Raw genomic sequence first — 16,889 nt, forward strand, 5'->3', positions numbered from 1 at the left:
GTCTCCGGGCCGTCGCGTTTGTTGGGCGTTTCATCGGGCCGCGGGGCGCACACTGGGATCATGCCCGACTCGTCAGGCCCGTCGTGCCGACTGCATCGCTACCGCTTCCGCAGCGTGTGGCTGCTGAACGCCCCGCCCACTGTCGTCTATGCGGTGCTGGAGCGGATCGAGGCGTATCCCCGCTGGTGGCCGCAGGTGCGCGAGGTGGTCCCGCTCGACGACCGCAGCGGGACCGCGCGGTTCCGGTCCTTCCTGCCGTACGAGCTGACCGTGGTAGCGGCTGAGGCCCTGCGGGACCCGGGGGCCGGGGTGCTGGAGATAGCGATGCGCGGGGACCTGGCCGGCTGGGCGCGGTGGACGATCGTGCCCGGAGTGGGCGGCACCCGGGCCGTCTTCGAGCAGGACGTGGAGGTCCGCAAGCCGATGCTGCGGCGCTGGGCGCTGCTGGGGCGGCCGTTGTTCCGGATCAATCACGCGCTGATGATGCGGGCCGGGCGGCGCGGACTGGCGGCCTGGCTGGCCCACGGGTGAGGGGTGCCGGCAGAGGAATTTGATGGAAGGGCGTGGCGGCCTGTATCGTTCAGGTCGTTCGCGAGGGAAACCTCGCGGGAACCCGGGCGATTAGCTCAGTGGGAGAGCGCTTCGTTCACACCGAAGAGGTCACTGGTTCGAACCCAGTATCGCCCACCGGGATCATGAACCGGGCCGCCAAGAGGCGGCCTGGTTCTTTTTATTGGTCGGGTGCGACCGTGATCCGCGGAACGGTAATTCCGTTTCGATGGTGGTGGTCTGCCGGGGAATTCCCGCCGGAATTCTGACCGGGAATCAGGCCGCGGCGGGGAGTTCCGGCCGCAACGGCCAATGCGGGTCGACCGCCTCCGGGGAACCGCTGCGGGCGAACCACGCCTGGAGGCCGCGCGCCTGTGCCGCGTACCAGACCGCCTGTCGGGTGTGCAGCTCGGCCGGCTGTAGTCCCTCCAGTCGCTCGGCGAAGCGCAGGCCCACCTCCCGGACGACTCGCAGCGCGGCCAGGGCGTCCGCGGCCGCCTCGTGGGCGTCGGTCAACTCGACCTCGTAGTGCACGCACAGGTCGGTGAGGGTGCGGCGGCCCTTGCGGTAGCGGTCCAGGTGCTTGTCCAGGACGCGCGGGTCGAGGACGTGCAGCGGATGCGCCCCCAGATAGGCGTCGAGTGAGCTGGCGCGGTGGCGTTTCAACTCCCGGTCCAGGAGCGTGAGATCGAACGGCGCGTTCATCACCACCAGAGGGCGGCCGGCCACCGCCTGGGCGGCCAGTGCGCGGGCCACCTCCTCCAGCACCGGCGCCGGCCAACGGCCGTGCAGTGCGAGATGATCGGCCGTCAGGCCGTGCACCGCCGTCGCGGCCTCCGGTATCTCCACGCCCGGGTTGATCAGCCAGCGGGTGACGCGCGGGGCGGCGCGCGGGGTTTCCTGGACTACCAGGGCGGCGGAGACGATGCGATCACGCTCGACGTCGATGCCCGTCGTCTCGGTGTCGAAGGCGGCAAGTGGACCGTCATACCAGCGCGGCATCATGCAACTCCTCGCGGTCGTACGGGGGATGACGGTGCACGTCACCCGAGCTGGTGATACCCGAGTCACGGTCGGCTCGAACCGCCCTTGTTTGCGGCCCGCTTGACGCGGAGACAACCACAGGGACGGGTCGGCGCACACCGCGCGGTCCGGCGGCTCCCGTGCGCCGGACCTCGCTCCGCCACCCCGGCGCATCGATTCGGCACGGCCCGGAAGGCACCCGCGATGACCCTCGCGCAGCCCGAACCGGGCGGGCTGTCCCCCGCAAGCGGGCGGTACCCCCGGCCCTCCCTCACACCGCAGCGCGGTGGCCTCGCCACCACGGCCTGCATGGAAACCCTCCAGGTGGGCTACCTGCACGCGGTCGCCGCCGCTGCCGGGTGCTCGCTGGCGCAGCCCTTCCCGGACAACGGCATCGACTGGCACGTCAGCCATGCCGCGCCCGGTCACACCGTCGACGACGAGGTGACCATCAAGGTGCAGCTCAAGTGCACCTACCAGACGGCCCCGCGCCCGCCGGGGCCCACCTTCGCCTTCACGCTCGACAACGACCACCTGGTGAAGCTGGCCCGCACACCGGTGGCGGTGCACAAGATCCTCGTCGTGATGCTCGTCCCCCGGGACCCGGACGACTGGCTGCGGGCCGGACACGACCACCTCGAACTGCGGCACTGCTGCTACTGGATCAACCTCGCCGGCCATCCGGTGACCGGCCGGCGCAGGACCACTGTGCGGATCCCGACCACGCGGATCTTCGACGACCGCGCGCTCCGCGAGATCATGACGCGGGTCGGGGCGGGAGGGAGACCCTGATGGACCGGCCGACCGATGACTACGGTGCGCGGCCACCGGACCCCGCGCGGCTCGATCCGGGGGTGCTCGGCGCCCTGCTGGCCCGGCACGGCTGGCGGCACCGGAGCGGCGCGGCCGGCCGTTACGCCCGCTGGACCCCGCCGGACGGGTCGGGCGGCACCAGCCTGTTGGTGCCCCACGACCGTCGATTCCCGGACAGCTCCGAGCTGCTGGCCGAGGCGCTGGCCGCGCTGGAACGGAGTGCCGCGCCCTCGGCCCGTGAGGTGCTGGTCGGCCTCGCGGTGCCCAGCGACGAGGTCCGCTGGGAGCGCGAGGTGCCCGACGGCGGCCCCGGCACCGCGCACTGGGTGGCGCAGGAGCAGTTGCGCGCGGCGGCCCGCGCCCTGTTGACCGCCGGCGCGCTGGGCAGCTACGCCCGGGCCGGCTATTACGGGGCCCGGCACCAGCGGCGGGCCGAGGGGTTCCTGGGCCAGGTGCTGGTCGGCCCGGTCCCGGTCGGTCGGCACCTGGCCGCGTTCGTCCCCGTACGGGCCGGGCGGGGAGTGGTCGCCGGGCTCCAGCGGGCGCTGCACGCGGCCCGGGACGCCACCGACTACCAGCGGGCCACCGGCGGCATGGAGGCGTTCGACGCGGCGGTCGGGTTGGGCGTCTGCCACGAGCTGGTGCAGGCGCTGATCGCGCTGGTGCGGGATGCGGAGGGGGTGCGGATCGCCATCGCCTGGTCGCCCGAGGCAGGCGCCCCGGCCGGCTTCGCGGCCCGCCCCGAACCGGTCGAGTTCTCGCCCGGTGACCTGCCCGCGCTCCAGCAGGCCGCGCAGCGCTACGTCCGTACCGAGCCGTCGCTGCCGGTGCGGGTGACCGGCACCGTCGTACGGCTGCGCCGGGAGCGGCCGGACGGCCCGGGGTCGGTGCGGCTGCGGGTGATCACCGGGGCGGACGTGGGACAGGTGCGGGCGGCCCTGGCGGCGGAGGACTACCGGATCGCCGGGCACGCGCACCTGGCCGGGCTGCCGATCCGGGTCAGCGGCCGGCTGGAGAGCAGGGGCGGCTTCCGGCGGATCACCGGCGGCCGGGACGTCACCCCCGTACAGCTCGATCCGGCCGATCGGGACCGGCTGTTGAAGGCGCTCCGGGAGGAGTCCGGGGGTGGCGGATTCGACGAGGGTGACGCGGCGTGCGACGGGTCGCCGGCGGACGCCTGAGCGGGCGGCCGGCACCGTTTCGCGGTGCGGTCCTGCGGCTCGGTACGATTCGGGGGCGCAGCAAACGCTGACGTGAGTAAGACATGAGTCAGGAGAGACCGGTGTCAGACGTCCGTGTGACCGTCCCACGCGATTCCGAGCGGGAAGAACGCGTGGTGACCACGGGCACTACGGCCGCCGACCTCTTCCAGGGCGAGCGCAGCATCGTGGCCGCACGGGTGGGCGGCGAGCTGAAGGACCTCGCGTACGAGCTGGCCGACGGCGACGAGGTCGAGCCCGTCGAGATCACCTCCGAGGACGGCCTGAACATCCTGCGGCACTCCGCCGCGCACGTGATGGCCCAGGCCGTGCAGGAGCTCTTCCCGGAGGCCAAGCTCGGCATCGGCCCGCCGATCAAGGACGGCTTCTACTACGACTTCGACGTCGAGAAGCCCTTCCACCCGGACGATCTCAAGCGCATCGAGAAGAAGATGCAGGAGATCCAGAAGCGCGGACAGAAGTTCTCCCGCCGCGTGGTGTCCGACGACGAGGCCCGCGCGGAGCTGGCGGACGAGCCGTACAAGCTGGAGCTGATCGGCCTCAAGGGCTCCGCCGCGGACGCCGCCGAGGGCGCCTCCGCCGAGGTCGGCGCCGGTGAGCTGAGCATCTACGACAACCTCGACGCCAAGACCGGCGAGCTGTGCTGGAAGGACCTGTGCCGCGGTCCGCACCTGCCCAGCACCCGGGCCATCCCGGTCTTCAAACTGATGCGGTCGGCCGCCGCCTACTGGCGCGGCAGCGAGAAGAACCCGCAGCTCCAGCGCATCTACGGCACCGCCTGGCCGACCAAGGACGAGCTCAAGGCGTATCTGGACTTCCTCGTCGAGGCCGAGAAGCGCGACCACCGCAAGCTCGGTGCCGAGCTGGACCTGTTCTCCATCCCGGAGGTGCTGGGTTCGGGTCTGGCCGTCTTCCACCCCAAGGGCGGCGTGGTCCGCAAGGTGATGGAGGACTACGCCCGCCGGCGCCACGAGCAGGCCGGCTACGAGTTCGTCAACACCCCGCACATCTCGAAGCAGAAGCTCTTCGAGATCTCCGGTCACCTGCCGAGCTACTCGGACGCCATGTTCCCGCCGGTGCAGTTCGAGGGCCAGGACTACCGCCTCAAGGCGATGAACTGCCCGATGCACAACCTGATCTTCCAGGCGCGCGGCCGCTCGTACCGCGAACTGCCCATGCGGCTCTTCGAGTTCGGCACGGTCTACCGCTACGAGAAGTCCGGTGTGGTGCACGGCCTGACCCGCGCCCGCGGCTTCACCCAGGACGACTCGCACATCTACTGCGCCAAGGAGCAGATGCCGCAGGAGCTGGACTCGCTCCTGACCTTCGTGCTCGACCTGCTGCGCGACTACGGCCTGAGCGACTTCTACCTGGAGCTGTCGACCCGCGACGACTCCGAGAAGTTCATCGGCGAGCCGGAGGAGTGGGCGGAGGCCACCGAGACGCTGCGCCAGGCCGCCGAGAAGCAGGGCCTGGAGCTCGTCATGGACCCGGGCGGTGCCGCGTACTACGGCCCGAAGATCTCGGTGCAGGCGCGCGACGCCATCGGCCGGACCTGGCAGATGTCGACGATCCAGGTCGACTTCCAGCAGCCGAAGCGGTTCGAGCTGGAGTACACCGCGGCCGACGGCACCAAGCAGCGCCCGGTCATGATCCACCGCGCGCTCTTCGGCTCGATCGAGCGGTTCTTCGCGGTGCTGCTGGAGCACTACGCGGGCGCCTTCCCGGCCTGGCTGGCCCCGGTGCAGGCCACCTGCATCCCGATCGGTGACGCTCACGTCCCGTACCTGGAGGAGTTCGCCGCGGAGGCGAAGGCTAAGGGGCTGCGGGTCGAGGTGGACTCCTCCTCGGACCGGATGCAGAAGAAGATCCGGAACGCGCAGAAGGCCAAGGTGCCGTTCATGATCCTCGCCGGTGACGAGGACATGGCCGCCGGGGCGGTGTCGTTCCGCTACCGCGACGGGTCGCAGGAGAACGGCATCCCGCGTGACCAGGCGCTGGCCAAGCTCCTGGACGTGGTGGAGCGCCGCGTCCAGGTCTGAGGCAGCGGATGTCCGAGGGGCGGTCCCACCGGGATCGCCCCTCGCCGCTTCCCCCGCCGGCCCGGGAGAATATGCTTCGCAACATGACGAGTGAGCCGGAACAGCAGATCGGAGTCGGGACGCAGGACGCCTTCCAGCGCCTGTGGACGCCCCACCGGATGGCGTACATCCAGGGGGAGAACAAGCCGAGCGGCCCGGGGGCCGAGGACGGCTGTCCGTTCTGCGCCATTCCCTCGAAGTCAGACGAGGACGGTCTGGTGGTCGCCCGCGGTGAGCGGGTGTACGCGGTGCTGAACCTCTACCCGTACAACGGCGGGCACCTCATGGTCGTCCCGTTCCGCCACGTCGCCGACTACACCGACCTCGACGAGGCGGAGACCGCGGAGCTCGCGGACTTCACCAAGCGGGCGATGGTGGCGCTGCGCACCGCCTCCGGGGCGCACGGGTTCAACATCGGGATGAATCAGGGCTCGGTCGCCGGTGCCGGCATCGCCGCCCACCTCCACCAGCACGTCGTCCCCCGCTGGGGCGGCGACACCAACTTCATGCCGGTGGTCGGGCACACCAAGGTGCTGCCCCAACTCCTCGCCGACACCCGGGCGATGCTGGCCGCTGCCTGGCCGGCGTAGGCGCGCTGCGCGTCGGGTGAACGGGGCGACACGCGCCCGCATGAATCGTACATATCACTGCGATTGGGAATTCTTGCCCCTCTAATGGGGTGGTGACTTCCCTAGATCGTCGCTCCGTGCTGCGCGCGGCCGCCTCGGCCGCGGCCGCCGGTGCGCTCGCGGCGGGCTGCGACCCGAAGCGATCGGCGGACGCCTCCTCCTCCGTACCGGCCGCCGGCGGACCGAGCCCCCAAGGGACGGGCCGGTCCGCCCCCGCCCGGCACCCCGCCGCCCGGCCCCCGACCCGCGCGCCCGGCCTTCCCGCGGAGATCGAACACGGGTCGCGGGACGGCCACGCGGTGGCGTTGACCTTCCACGGCAGGGGCGACCCCAAGCTGGCCAAGGCACTGCTGGGCGAGGTCGAGCGGGCCGGCGCCCGGGTCACCGTGCTCGCCGTCGGCGACTGGCTCGACGAGCAGCCCGCGATGGCCCGCCGGATCCTGGACGGCGGTCATGAGCTGGGCAACCACACCATGCACCACCGCAACATCTGTGCGCTGCCCGCCGATGCCGCGTACGCCGAGATCAGCCAGTGTGCCGACCGGTTGCGGAAGCTCACCGGCAGCATCGGCAGTTGGTTCCGCCCCTCGCAGACCCGGCGGGCCACCGGGCAGGTGATCCGGCTGGCCCGTCAGGCGGGCTATCCGCACGTCCTGTCGTACGACGTGGACTCCCTCGACGCGAACGATCCCGGTGGCCCGGCCATCCAGCGCACGGTCCTGGACGGCGTCCGGCCGGGCTCGGTCGTCAGTCTCCACCTCGGGCACGCCGGCACGGTGGCCGCGCTGCCCCCGATCCTCGACGGCCTCCGCCGACGCGGTCTGCGCGCGGTGACGACAACGGAGCTAGTGACCTGATGGCTGACCGGAACCGTACCCACCCCCGCCCGACCGGCTCCCGTCCCACCCGCCGGGCCGCGCTGCTCGTCGTGGCCTGTGCCCTGGTGGCGGCGGGCTGCGCCGGCGGAGGGGAACAGTCCGCCCCCGCCTCGCAGTCCGCCGGGCCCTCGCCGCACAAGGCCGTCACGCAGGGCCTGCCGGGGATGCCGCCGGTGCTGGACGCGCACGACCTGTACGCCGCGGACCGGCCCAACCAGCTGGCGCCGCAGGTCAAGCACTTCCCGTCGCGGGTGTACGTGCCCAACACCGGGTCCGACACGGTGAGCGTCATCGACCCCAAGACGTACAAGGTGATCGAGACGATCCCGGTGGGCGTGCAACCGCAGCACGTGGTGCCGTCCTGGGACATGAAGACGCTGTGGGTCAACAACAACCGGGGGCACGACCTCACCCCGATCGACCCGGCCACCGGCAAGTCCAGCAAGCCGGTCAAGGTCCACGACCCGTACAACCTGTACTTCACGCCGGACGGGAAGTACGCGGTGGTGATGGCGTCGATGGACCGACAGCTGGTGTTCCGGGACCCGCACACGATGGAGATCCGCAAGACCCTCCCGGTCAGGTGCGCGGGCGTCAACCACGCCGACTTCTCGCCGGACGGGAAGTACTTCATCGTCTCCTGCGAGTTCTCCGGTGAGCTACTCAAGGTCGACACCGCGAAGATGGAGGTGATCGGCCAGCAGAAGCTGCCGTTCGAGGGGGCGATGCCGCAGGACGTGAAGATCTCGCCGGACGGCAAGACCTGGTACATCGCCGACATGATGGCCGACGGCGTCTGGATCCTGAACGGCGACTCCTTCGGCCGGCCGAAGCTGCTGCCGACCGGCAAGGGGACGCACGGGCTCTACATCAGCCGCGACTCCCGCCACATGTACATCTCCAACCGGGGCGAGGGGTCCATCTCGCTGCTGGACTTCAAGACCGGGGAACTGGTCGACAAGTGGCACATCCGCGGCGGCGGCAGCCCGGACATGGGCGGGGTCTCGGCGGACGGCAACGTGCTGTGGCTGTCCGGGCGGTACAACTCCGAGGTCTACGCGCTCGACACCCACACGGGGAAGACCCTGGCGAAGATCCGGGTCGGCGAGGGGCCGCACGGGCTGGCGGTCTATCCGCAGCCGGGGCGGTACTCGCTGGGGCACACGGGGATCTTCCGCTAGGGCCTGTCCGGTGGGTCATGGCCGGGTCCTCGGCCGGAATGCGGAACGGGCGCGCGCCCGGCGGGAAGCCGTGCGCGCGCCCGTCCATGCGGTGCGCGGGTGGTGCCTACGCGTTGTACTCGTCGGCCTTGTGCGGTTCGGCGCTCTGGACCATGCCGCTGAGCACCAACGAACGGTTGTCGAAGCGCTCGACGTTGACGCCGTTCTCCTTGAGGACGCTCAGCGCGGCGGCGTGCACGGCCCGCAGGACCGGGGTCGTGGTGCGCAGCGCGTCGTCGGCCATGAAGCGGTGGCGCCAGGGCTTGTCGGCCCAGACGTGACGCAGGCCGAACGGCTCGGGGAGGGCGAGTTTGCCGCCGAGGAAGTCCAGCACCGGCGGGAACCACGTCAGCGGGGCGCGGGCGGCCAGCCGGACCACCTCCGACGGCTCGATCAGCGGCAGCGTGTGGGTCTTGGTCTCCCAGAACCGGACGACCTTGGCGACCTCCTTGGTCTTCGGCTCCGGCTTGCCGGTGAACAGGGAGTTGACCGGGCCGAGGGCGTGGCCGCTGACCTCGATGCGCAGCGTCTCGTGGAGCACCGTGACGGTGATCATCAGCGTGATCACCAACTGGCCGTCCCACAGGACGAACTGGACGCCGAGGTAGTGCCGGTCGCCGCTGCCGAACTGCTGCTCGTTGCAGATCCGCGCTATCTCGTGGTCGCGGACCTCGTACCCGTCGATGTGGGTGCCCTCGGGGCGGGAGACGGCCTTGGCCTTCTCGCCCACGGGGGAGACGATCCAGTGGCGGACCGACGGCGGCTGCTGGAATCCGCCGGTGTGCAATGGGCTGCGCTCCAGCAGGCGCAGCCGGTCGTGGATCGCGCGGATCACGTCCCAGCTGCGGAAGGGGTGGATGTCGGTGCCCTCTTGGGCCGGCCGGAGCTCCTCGGCGAGCTGCCAGCTGCCCCATCGGGTGCCCATGCCGAGTATGCCCTTGGGGCCGGCGTAGAAGACGACGTTGCTGCGCTGCTCGGCGGAGACCTTGGCGAGGTTTTGGCGGAGGGTCTCGGCGGAGGTGTGATTGGGGTCCTGCGGCACCGCCTCGGGGATCTTCGCGGCGACGCCGCCGCCGTCCAGGAGCCCCTTCCACGCCTCCCGCAGGGTCACCGCGGTCCGCTCGCAGATCTGCTTGGCCAGCCACCAGCCCACCACCGGGGCGAGGATCATGCCTCGGGCGTACAGCGGCCAGAAGCCGTTGAGCGGCAGCTTGACCATGAAGAACAGGCCGACGCCGGCGAGCAGGACCAGCAGCGCACCGCCCAACAGGGAGAGGCCGTTGCCCTCGCCGTCCTTGGAGAACATCTTGCGGAGCTGGAAGGCGCCCAGCCAGAGCAGCACCCCGGGCAGGAAGAGCAGCCCGCACACCACCATCAGGATCGTCAGCTGGGAGTCGCGCTGCTTGCGGATGCGGGTGGCCGAAAGACAGTGCTCGACGACCGTCTGCGGCTCCGTGCCGAAGGATTGGATCAGTGGTTTGCGGCCGCCGCCGAGCATGCGCACCTGGACGGCGCGGGCGAACGCCTCGCCGAGGTTGGGTGCGAACAGCGACAGCTTGGGCTTCTTGATCTCGGAGGTGCCGGAGTCGGAGTCGGCCTTGGAGATGTCGGCCAGCGGGCTGTCCCGGTAGGCAGCCGAGGCCAGGGCCTGGGTGGCCGCCGTCTGCCCGGCGCCGCCCGAGATGGGGACCTGCGCCCCCGGACTGAAGTCAAAGCCGTCTGCCACTACCGCCCCCATCACGCGCGTATCCGCTGATGCGCTCTACCCGACTGCGCTTCCACGCACACCTGCTGGGCCGGCGTGCCGGAAGGTTGGCCCGGAACGCGCGGCTCAGCGGCCGAAGCCCCAGCGTACAGCCGCCGGCCCGGCCCAACAGGGCCATAAAGGACGGCGGCTGACCGGCCGTTAACTATGCGCCGTTCTCGGCCTGTTCCCGCATTTTGGCGGCGAGCTGCCCGGGCATCGCCTCGTGCCGCAGGTACCCGCGACTGAAGCGGCCGGTGCCGTGGGAGAGCGAGCGCAGGTCGACGGCGTAGCGCCCGATCTCGATCTCCGGCACCTCGGCGCGGATCAGGGTGCGGCCGGCGCCGGACTGCTCGGTGCCCACGACCCGGCCGCGGCGGCCGGAGAGGTCGCTGAGCACCTGGCCGACGTATTCGTCCGGCACCAGGACGCTCACGTCGGCGACCGGTTCCAGGAGGTCGACCGTGATCTGCGCGGCGGCCTCCCGCAGGGCCAGCGCGCCCGCCGTCTGGAACGCCGCGTCCGAGGAGTCGACCGAGTGGGACTTGCCGTCGAGCAGCGTGACCCGGATGTCGACGAGCGGATGTCCGGCGGCGATACCGCGGGCGGCCTGGGCGCGGACGCCCTTCTCGACGGACGGGATGAACTGCCGGGGGACCGCACCGCCGACGACCTTGTCGACGAACTCGATGCCGGAGCCGCCCGGTAGCGGTTCGACCTGGATCTCGCAGATCGCGAACTGGCCGTGGCCGCCGGACTGTTTGACGTGCCGGCCGCGGCCCGCGGCGGGGCCGCCGAACGTCTCCCGCAGCGCGACCCTGTGGTCGACGGTGTCGACCTGGACGCCGTAGCGGGAGCGCAGCCGCTCCAGGGCCACGTCGGCGTGCGCCTCGCCCATGCACCACAGGACCACCTGGCGGGTGTCCTGGTTGTGCTCCAGGCGCATCGTGGGGTCCTCGGCGACGAGCCGGGCCAGCCCCTGGGACAGCTTGTCCTCGTCGGCCTTGCTGTGCGCCCGGATGGCGACCGGCAGCAGGGGGTCCGGCATCGCCCACGGTTCCATCAGCAGCGGGCCGTCCTTGCCGGAGAGGGTGTCGCCGGTCTCGGCGCGGGTCAGCTTGGCCACACAGGCCAGGTCGCCGGCGATGGCCTGGGGGAGTGGGCGCTGCTGTTTGCCGAACGGCGCGGACAGCGCGCCGACCCGCTCGTCGACGTCGTGGTCCTCGTGGCCCCGGTCCGTGAGGCCGTGGCCGGAGACGTGCACGGTCTCGTCGGGGCGCAGGGTGCCGGAGAAGACCCGGACGAGGGAGAGCCGGCCTACGTACGGGTCGGAGGAGGTCTTGACCACCTCGGCGGCGAGCGGGCCCTGTGGGTCGCAGCCCAGGCTCGGCCGCGGAGAGCCGTCGGGGCTGGTCACGGCGGGGGCCTCGCGCTCCGCCGGGGTGGGGAAGCCGCCGGTGATCAGTTCCAGCAGTTCGACGGTGCCCAGCCCCTGCTTGGCACCGTCGGTGGCCGGGGCCGCGGCCAGGACGGGGTGGAAGGCGCCCCGGGCGACCGCGGTCTCCAGGTCGCCGATGAGCGTCTTGACGTCGATCTCCTCGCCCGCGAGGTAGCGGTCCATGAGGGTCTCGTCCTCGCTCTCGGCGATGATCCCCTCGATGAGGCGGTTGCGGGCCGCCTCGATCAGCGGGAGCTCGTCCTCGGTGGGCGCGCGCTCGGTGCGGGTCCCCGAGGAATAGTCGAAAACGCGCTGGGAGAGCAGGCCGATCAGGCCCTCGACGGGGGCGTGGCCGTCGGCGCCGGGGGTCCCGTACAAGGGGAGGTACAGGGGGAGGACGGCGTCCGGGTCCTCGCCGCCGAGGGTGACCGCGCAGCGCCGGGTCATCTCGTCGAAGTCGGCTCGGGCGGCCTCCAGGTGGGTGACGACCAGGGCGCGCGGCATCCCGACGGCCGCGCACTCGTCCCAGACCATCCGGGTCGGGCCGGCCACGCCATCGGCCGCCGAGACAACGAAGAGGGCCGCGTCCGCTGCGCGCAGACCGGCCCTGAGCTCCCCCACGAAGTCGGCGTATCCGGGGGTGTCCAAAAGATTGATCTTGATGCCGCCCCAGTCGACCGGGACCAGGGACAGCTGTACGGAGCGTTGCTGCCGGTGCTCGATCTCGTCGTAGTCGGAGAGGCTGCCACCGTCCTCGACGCGGCCCGCCCGATTGACCGCGCCGGACGCCAGCGCGAGTGCCTCGACCAGGGTGGTCTTTCCCGAGCCGCTGTGGCCGACCAGCACCACATTGCGCAGGGCAGCGGGCCGGTCGGCCGCTGGTGCCCTTCCGGCGGCTCCTGGGTGTGTACTCGACTTCTCGCTCATGTGTCTCGCCTCCAGGTCGACACTTTGCGGTGATTCGAGCTTTCCACCGGGTTCAGGATGCGTCCATACGTGGCACACGAGCCCGCTGCTGGCAAGGCACCGCCCGGCCGCCCGGCGGAGCCCGCGGGCGTGTGGGCGGGCGCGCGGCGGCCGGCCCGAGCCGTGGGATGCGCCCCGCGCCGCGATGCGTTCGCGGTGCCCCATGGCCGCGTGGCTACGATGGGCCAGCCGGTGGCCCCTTGACCGCGCGGCCCGTATCGACTTCCGGGAAGGTCATGCTGAACAAGTACGCGCGTGCGTTCTTCACGCGTGTTCTCACACCGTTCGCCGCCCTGCTCATCCGTCTGGGGGTCAGCCCGGACGCGGTCACCCTCGTCGGGACCAGCGGTGTGGTGGCCGGCGCCCTGATCTTCTATCCCCAGGGTGAGTTCTTCTGGGGCACGGTCGTGATCACGCTGTTCGTCTTCTCCGATCTGGTCGACGGCAACATGGCGCGCCAGTTGGGCCGCTCCAGCCGGTGGGGCGCCTTCCTGGACTCCACCCTCGACCGGGTCGCGGACTCGGCGATCTTCGGCGGGCTGGCCCTCTGGTACGCGGGACGCGGCGACAGCCTGGCGCTCTGCGCGGTCGCCATCTTCTGCCTCGCCAGCGGCCAGGTCGTCTCGTACACCAAGGCGCGCGGTGAGGCCATCGGGCTGCCGGTGGACGTGAACGGCCTGGTGGAGCGGGCCGAGCGGCTGGTCATCTCGCTGGTCGCCTGCGGCCTGTCCGGGTTGCACAAGTTCGGCGTGCCGGGCGTCGAGGTCCTGCTGCCGATCGCCCTGTGGGTGGTCGCCATCGGCAGCGCCGTCACCCTCGGCCAGCGCGTGGTGACGGTACGCCGGGAGTCGGCCGAGGCTGACGCCATTGCTCAAGGGGGGAACGGCTGATGGGAAGTCGGACGCTGATCGACACGGAAAAGCTGACGGACGGGCTGTACGGCCTGGGCTGGAGCGCCGTCAAGCGGCTCCCCGAAGGGGTCGCGGTGCAGCTCGGGCGGCAGCTCGCGGACCTCGCCTGGCGGCGCCGCGGCAAGGGCGTCCAGCGCCTGGAGTCCAACCTCGCCCGGGTCGTCCCGGACGCCTCCCCGCAGCGGCTCGCCGCCCTCTCCCGGGCCGGGATGCGCTCGTACATGCGGTACTGGATGGAGTCCTTCCGGCTACCGGCGTGGAGCACGGAGCGGATAAAGGCCGGTTTCACCCCCGAGGACGTGCACCACCTGGAGGACGGCCTCAAGAGCGACCGCGGGGTGATCCTGGCGCTGCCCCACATGGGCAACTACGACCTGGCCGGCGTCTGGGTCACCACCAAGCTCGGTGTCCCGTTCACCACCGTCGCCGAGCGCCTCAAGCCGGAGTCCCTCTACGACCGGTTCGTCGCCTACCGCGAGGGCCTGGGCATGGAGGTGCTGCCGCACACCGGCGGCGCCGCGTTCGGCACGCTGGCCCGGCGGCTGCGGGCCGGCGGCCTGGTCTGCCTGGTCGCCGACCGCGACCTGTCCAGCTCCGGGATACCGGTGAAGTTCTTCGGCGAGGAAACGAAGATGCCGGCCGGGCCCGCGATGCTCGCCGTCCAGACCGGCGCGATGCTGCTGCCGGTCACCCTCTGGTACGACGACACCCCCATCATGCGCGGTCGGGTCCACCCGGAGATCGAAGTGCCCGAGAACGGCACCCGCACCGAGAAGGCGGCCCACATGACCCAGGCGCTCGCCGACACCTTCGCCTCCGGCATCGCCGACCACCCCGAGGACTGGCACATGCTCCAGCGCCTGTGGCTCGCCGACCTGACACCGCGCGACGACGCCCCCGGAACGGAGCCCGCGTGAAGATCGGCATCGTCTGCCCGTACTCCTGGGACGTCCCCGGCGGCGTGCAGTTCCACATCCGCGACCTGGCCGAGCACCTGATCCGCCTCGGCCACGAGGTCTCCGTACTGGCCCCCGCCGACGACGAGACCCCGCTGCCCCCCTACGTCGTCCCGGCCGGCCGCGCCGTCCCCGTGCCGTACAACGGCTCGGTCGCCCGCCTCAACTTCGGCTTCCTCTCCGCCGCACGGGTCCGCCGCTGGCTGCAGAACGGCGCCTTCGACGTCATCCACATCCACGAGCCCGCCTCGCCGTCCCTGGGCCTGCTCGCCTGCTGGGCGGCGCAGGGCCCGATCGTGGCGACCTTCCACACCTCCAACCCGCGCTCCCGCGCCATGATCGCCGCGTATCCGATCCTCCAGCCCGCCCTGGAGAAGATCAGCGCCCGGATCGCGGTCAGCGAGTTCGCCCGCCGGACCCTGGTCGAGCACCTCGGCGGCGACGCCGTGGTCATCCCCAATGGCGTGGACGTCGACTTCTTCGCCCGGGCCGAGCCGCGGCCCGAATGGCAGGGCCGCACCATCGGCTTCATCGGCCGGATCGACGAGCCCCGCAAGGGCCTGCCGGTCCTGATGAAGGCGCTGCCCGCGATCCTCGCCGCAGTCCCCGACGCCAGGCTCCTGGTCGCCGGCCGCGGCGACCAGGAAGAAGCGGTCGCCAGCCTGCCCGCCGAGCTGCGCTCCCGGGTCGAGTTCCTCGGCATGGTCTCCGACGAGGACAAGGCGCGACTGCTGCGCAGCGTGGACGTCTACGTCGCGCCCAATACGGGCGGCGAGTCCTTCGGCATCATCCTCGTGGAGGCGATGTCCGCCGCGGCGCCCGTACTGGCCAGCGACCTCGACGCGTTCGCCCAGGTTCTGGACCAGGGCGAGGCCGGCGAACTCTTCGCCAACGAAGACGCCGAGGCGCTCGCCGCTGCGGCGGTACGGCTGCTGAACGCCCCCGAGCGACTCGTCGAGCTCAGCGAACGCGGCAGCAAGCACGTCCGCCGCTTCGACTGGACCACCGTCGGGGCGGACATCCTCGCCGTCTACGAGACGGTGGCCGCCGGCGCGTCCGCCGTGGCAACCGACGAACGGGTGGGCCTACGGGGGCGCCGCTGGCTTGCCAAGGATTAACCGGTTCGCTGCGCTTGGCTGGGCTTCCCACGTTTTTGGCTTTCCCGCCGTGGGGGTTCTTGTTGTTTCGCCTGCGGCGGGCCGGTCCGCTGCGCGGGGCTGTTGGGTGCGGTGGCGGGGCGGAGGGGTCGGTGTTCAGGACTGCTGCGCTTTACGTCCTGAACACCGACCCCTCCGACCCCCCACCTCCCGGTGGTGGTGGGGAGGAATGGTGGGTGGGGGTCAGGGTGAGTGGTCCGGTGCGGGTTTCTTTCCATCCCCGTAAGCTCGGGCCCCCGTGAGCTTGCGCCTTCATGAGCTCGCGCTCCGTGAGCCCGTGCCTCTTCGAGCCCGCTTCTGATACCTACGGGCCGGCACTGTCCCACCTACGCGCACCCCACCTTCCCTCCTTCCCACCCACTCACGGGAGGGGGCGGGGGTGTGGGGTTGGGGTGTGCCGGACGTAAAGCGAAGCAGTCCGGCACACCCCAACCCCACACCCCCGGCACCGCACCCAACAGCCCCGCGCAGCGGACCGGCCCGCCGCAGGCGCAACGGCGCCGCACTCGGCAACGTACGAGGACCCCGCGCCGCCAGGCGCAACGGCGCCGCACCCGGCAACGTACGAGGACCCCGCGCCGTCAGGCGCAACGGCGAGGCAGCCAAAAACGTGGGAAGCCAGCCAAGCGCAGCGGACGGGTAACGTGACCCCGCGTGACCACGTTTATTTGGATTGCCGCCGCAATCGTCCTCGTTGGCGTCTACCTGAGCTGGACGGCCGGACGGCTCGACCGGCTGCACGCGCGCATCGATGCGGCTCGAGCGGCGTTGGACGCCCAGTTGCTCCGGCGGGCCTCGGTCGCGCAGGAGGTGGGGACGTCGGGTGTGTTGGATCCGGCCGCGTCGATCGTGCTCTATCAGGCGGCGCACGAGGCCCGGCAGGCGGCGGAGGACCACCGCGAGGTCGCGGAGAGCGAGCTCAGCCAGGCGTTGCGGGCCGTCTTCGAGGACGAGGCGCAGCTGGAGGCGGTGCGGGAGGCTCCGGGCGGCGAGCGGACGGTCGCGGAGTTGACCGCGGCGGCGCGTCGGGTGCCGATGGCGCGCCGGTTCCACAACGACGCCGTGCGGGCCGCGCGGGCGGTCCGCCGGCATCGGGTGGTCCGTTATCTGCGGTTGGCCGGCCATGCGCCGTTCCCGATGGCCTTTGAGATGGACGACGAGCCGCCGGCCGTTTTGGACGACCGCTCGGTAGGGAACTGACCGGCCACGAAGCGGAAGTGGACCTTCCGGATGCTGAGACGGCAGATGCCGCAAGCCACTGACCTCTAATTGGCCCTTTTCCCAGGTCACTGACCCACGGTTGT

Annotated in this window: 14 protein-coding genes and 1 tRNA gene; 12 read left to right on the forward strand and 3 right to left on the reverse strand. The window is 71.4% G+C overall.

Features of this window, described 5'->3' with window-relative positions:
* Window positions 1-60 precede the first annotated feature (60 nt).
* Both ACO0M4_RS27630 and ACO0M4_RS27635 read left to right on the forward strand, forming a co-directional pair.
* The gene (locus ACO0M4_RS27630; protein ID WP_430373602.1) at window positions 61-531 is read left to right on the forward strand and encodes an SRPBCC family protein; all 471 of its coding nucleotides are present in this window, start codon (window positions 61-63) and stop codon (window positions 529-531) included.
* Window positions 532-615: 84 nt separating this feature from the next.
* Window positions 616-687 (forward strand) — tRNA-Val (locus ACO0M4_RS27635).
* A 138-nt stretch (window positions 688-825) separates the two neighbouring features.
* On the opposite strand, the gene ACO0M4_RS27640 is transcribed toward ACO0M4_RS27635, so the two are convergent.
* Window positions 826-1,551: an exonuclease domain-containing protein gene (locus ACO0M4_RS27640; RefSeq protein ID WP_430373603.1), complete on the reverse strand. Its 726-nt coding sequence runs from the start codon at window positions 1,549-1,551 to the stop codon at window positions 826-828.
* 225 nt (window positions 1,552-1,776) lie between these two features.
* Here ACO0M4_RS27640 and ACO0M4_RS27645 point away from each other — a divergent pair, with 225 nt between their 5' ends.
* From ACO0M4_RS27645 to ACO0M4_RS27670, 6 genes are all read left to right on the forward strand, one after another.
* On the forward strand, window positions 1,777-2,364 hold the full coding sequence (locus ACO0M4_RS27645) for a DUF4365 domain-containing protein (protein WP_430373604.1): 588 nt from the start codon (window positions 1,777-1,779) through the stop codon (window positions 2,362-2,364).
* Entirely contained in the window at window positions 2,364-3,566 is a 1,203-nt protein-coding gene (locus ACO0M4_RS27650) for a hypothetical protein (protein ID WP_430373605.1), read from the forward strand. Before ACO0M4_RS27645 ends, ACO0M4_RS27650 begins: the two co-directional genes overlap by 1 nt.
* Before the next feature lie 101 nt (window positions 3,567-3,667).
* Complete coding sequence (gene thrS / locus ACO0M4_RS27655; RefSeq protein WP_430373606.1) at window positions 3,668-5,647, forward strand: threonine--tRNA ligase; 1,980 nt, start codon at window positions 3,668-3,670, stop codon at window positions 5,645-5,647.
* 71 nt (window positions 5,648-5,718) lie between these two features.
* Window positions 5,719-6,276: an HIT family protein gene (locus ACO0M4_RS27660; protein WP_430373607.1), complete on the forward strand. Its 558-nt coding sequence runs from the start codon at window positions 5,719-5,721 to the stop codon at window positions 6,274-6,276.
* A gap of 116 nt (window positions 6,277-6,392) precedes the next feature.
* Window positions 6,393-7,172, forward strand: coding sequence for a polysaccharide deacetylase family protein (locus ACO0M4_RS27665; RefSeq protein WP_430373952.1), 780 nt, complete (start codon window positions 6,393-6,395; stop codon window positions 7,170-7,172).
* Complete coding sequence (locus ACO0M4_RS27670) at window positions 7,172-8,374, forward strand: YncE family protein (protein WP_430373609.1); 1,203 nt, start codon at window positions 7,172-7,174, stop codon at window positions 8,372-8,374. Before ACO0M4_RS27665 ends, ACO0M4_RS27670 begins: the two co-directional genes overlap by 1 nt.
* Before the next feature lie 106 nt (window positions 8,375-8,480).
* On the opposite strand, the gene ACO0M4_RS27675 is transcribed toward ACO0M4_RS27670, so the two are convergent.
* Together ACO0M4_RS27675 and ACO0M4_RS27680 are read right to left on the reverse strand one after the other, a co-directional pair.
* Window positions 8,481-10,151 carry a hypothetical protein gene (locus tag ACO0M4_RS27675; protein WP_430373610.1) on the reverse strand — a complete coding sequence of 557 codons (1,671 nt, stop codon included), beginning with the start codon at window positions 10,149-10,151 and terminating at the stop codon, window positions 8,481-8,483.
* Window positions 10,152-10,323: 172 nt separating this feature from the next.
* On the reverse strand, window positions 10,324-12,522 hold the full coding sequence (locus tag ACO0M4_RS27680) for an elongation factor G-like protein EF-G2 (RefSeq protein ID WP_430373612.1): 2,199 nt from the start codon (window positions 12,520-12,522) through the stop codon (window positions 10,324-10,326).
* A 275-nt stretch (window positions 12,523-12,797) separates the two neighbouring features.
* Between ACO0M4_RS27680 and pgsA the strand changes: the two genes are divergently transcribed.
* The 4 genes from pgsA (at window position 12,798) to ACO0M4_RS27700 (ending at window position 16,785) form a co-directional block, all read left to right on the forward strand.
* Window positions 12,798-13,451, forward strand: coding sequence for a phosphatidylinositol phosphate synthase (gene pgsA, locus ACO0M4_RS27685; protein ID WP_430373613.1), 654 nt, complete (start codon window positions 12,798-12,800; stop codon window positions 13,449-13,451).
* On the forward strand, window positions 13,451-14,389 hold the full coding sequence (locus ACO0M4_RS27690; RefSeq protein WP_430373614.1) for a phosphatidylinositol mannoside acyltransferase: 939 nt from the start codon (window positions 13,451-13,453) through the stop codon (window positions 14,387-14,389). The genes pgsA and ACO0M4_RS27690 overlap by 1 nt, the downstream gene beginning before the upstream one ends.
* Complete coding sequence (locus tag ACO0M4_RS27695) at window positions 14,386-15,546, forward strand: glycosyltransferase family 4 protein (protein WP_430373615.1); 1,161 nt, start codon at window positions 14,386-14,388, stop codon at window positions 15,544-15,546. Before ACO0M4_RS27690 ends, ACO0M4_RS27695 begins: the two co-directional genes overlap by 4 nt.
* A 693-nt stretch (window positions 15,547-16,239) precedes the next feature.
* Complete coding sequence (locus ACO0M4_RS27700) at window positions 16,240-16,785, forward strand: hypothetical protein (RefSeq protein ID WP_430373616.1); 546 nt, start codon at window positions 16,240-16,242, stop codon at window positions 16,783-16,785.
* The last annotated feature ends 104 nt before the right edge of the window (window positions 16,786-16,889 follow it).

The organism is Streptomyces sp. RGM 3693 (genome assembly GCF_050471125.1).
Taxonomy (GTDB): Bacteria; Actinomycetota; Actinomycetes; order Streptomycetales; family Streptomycetaceae; genus Streptomyces.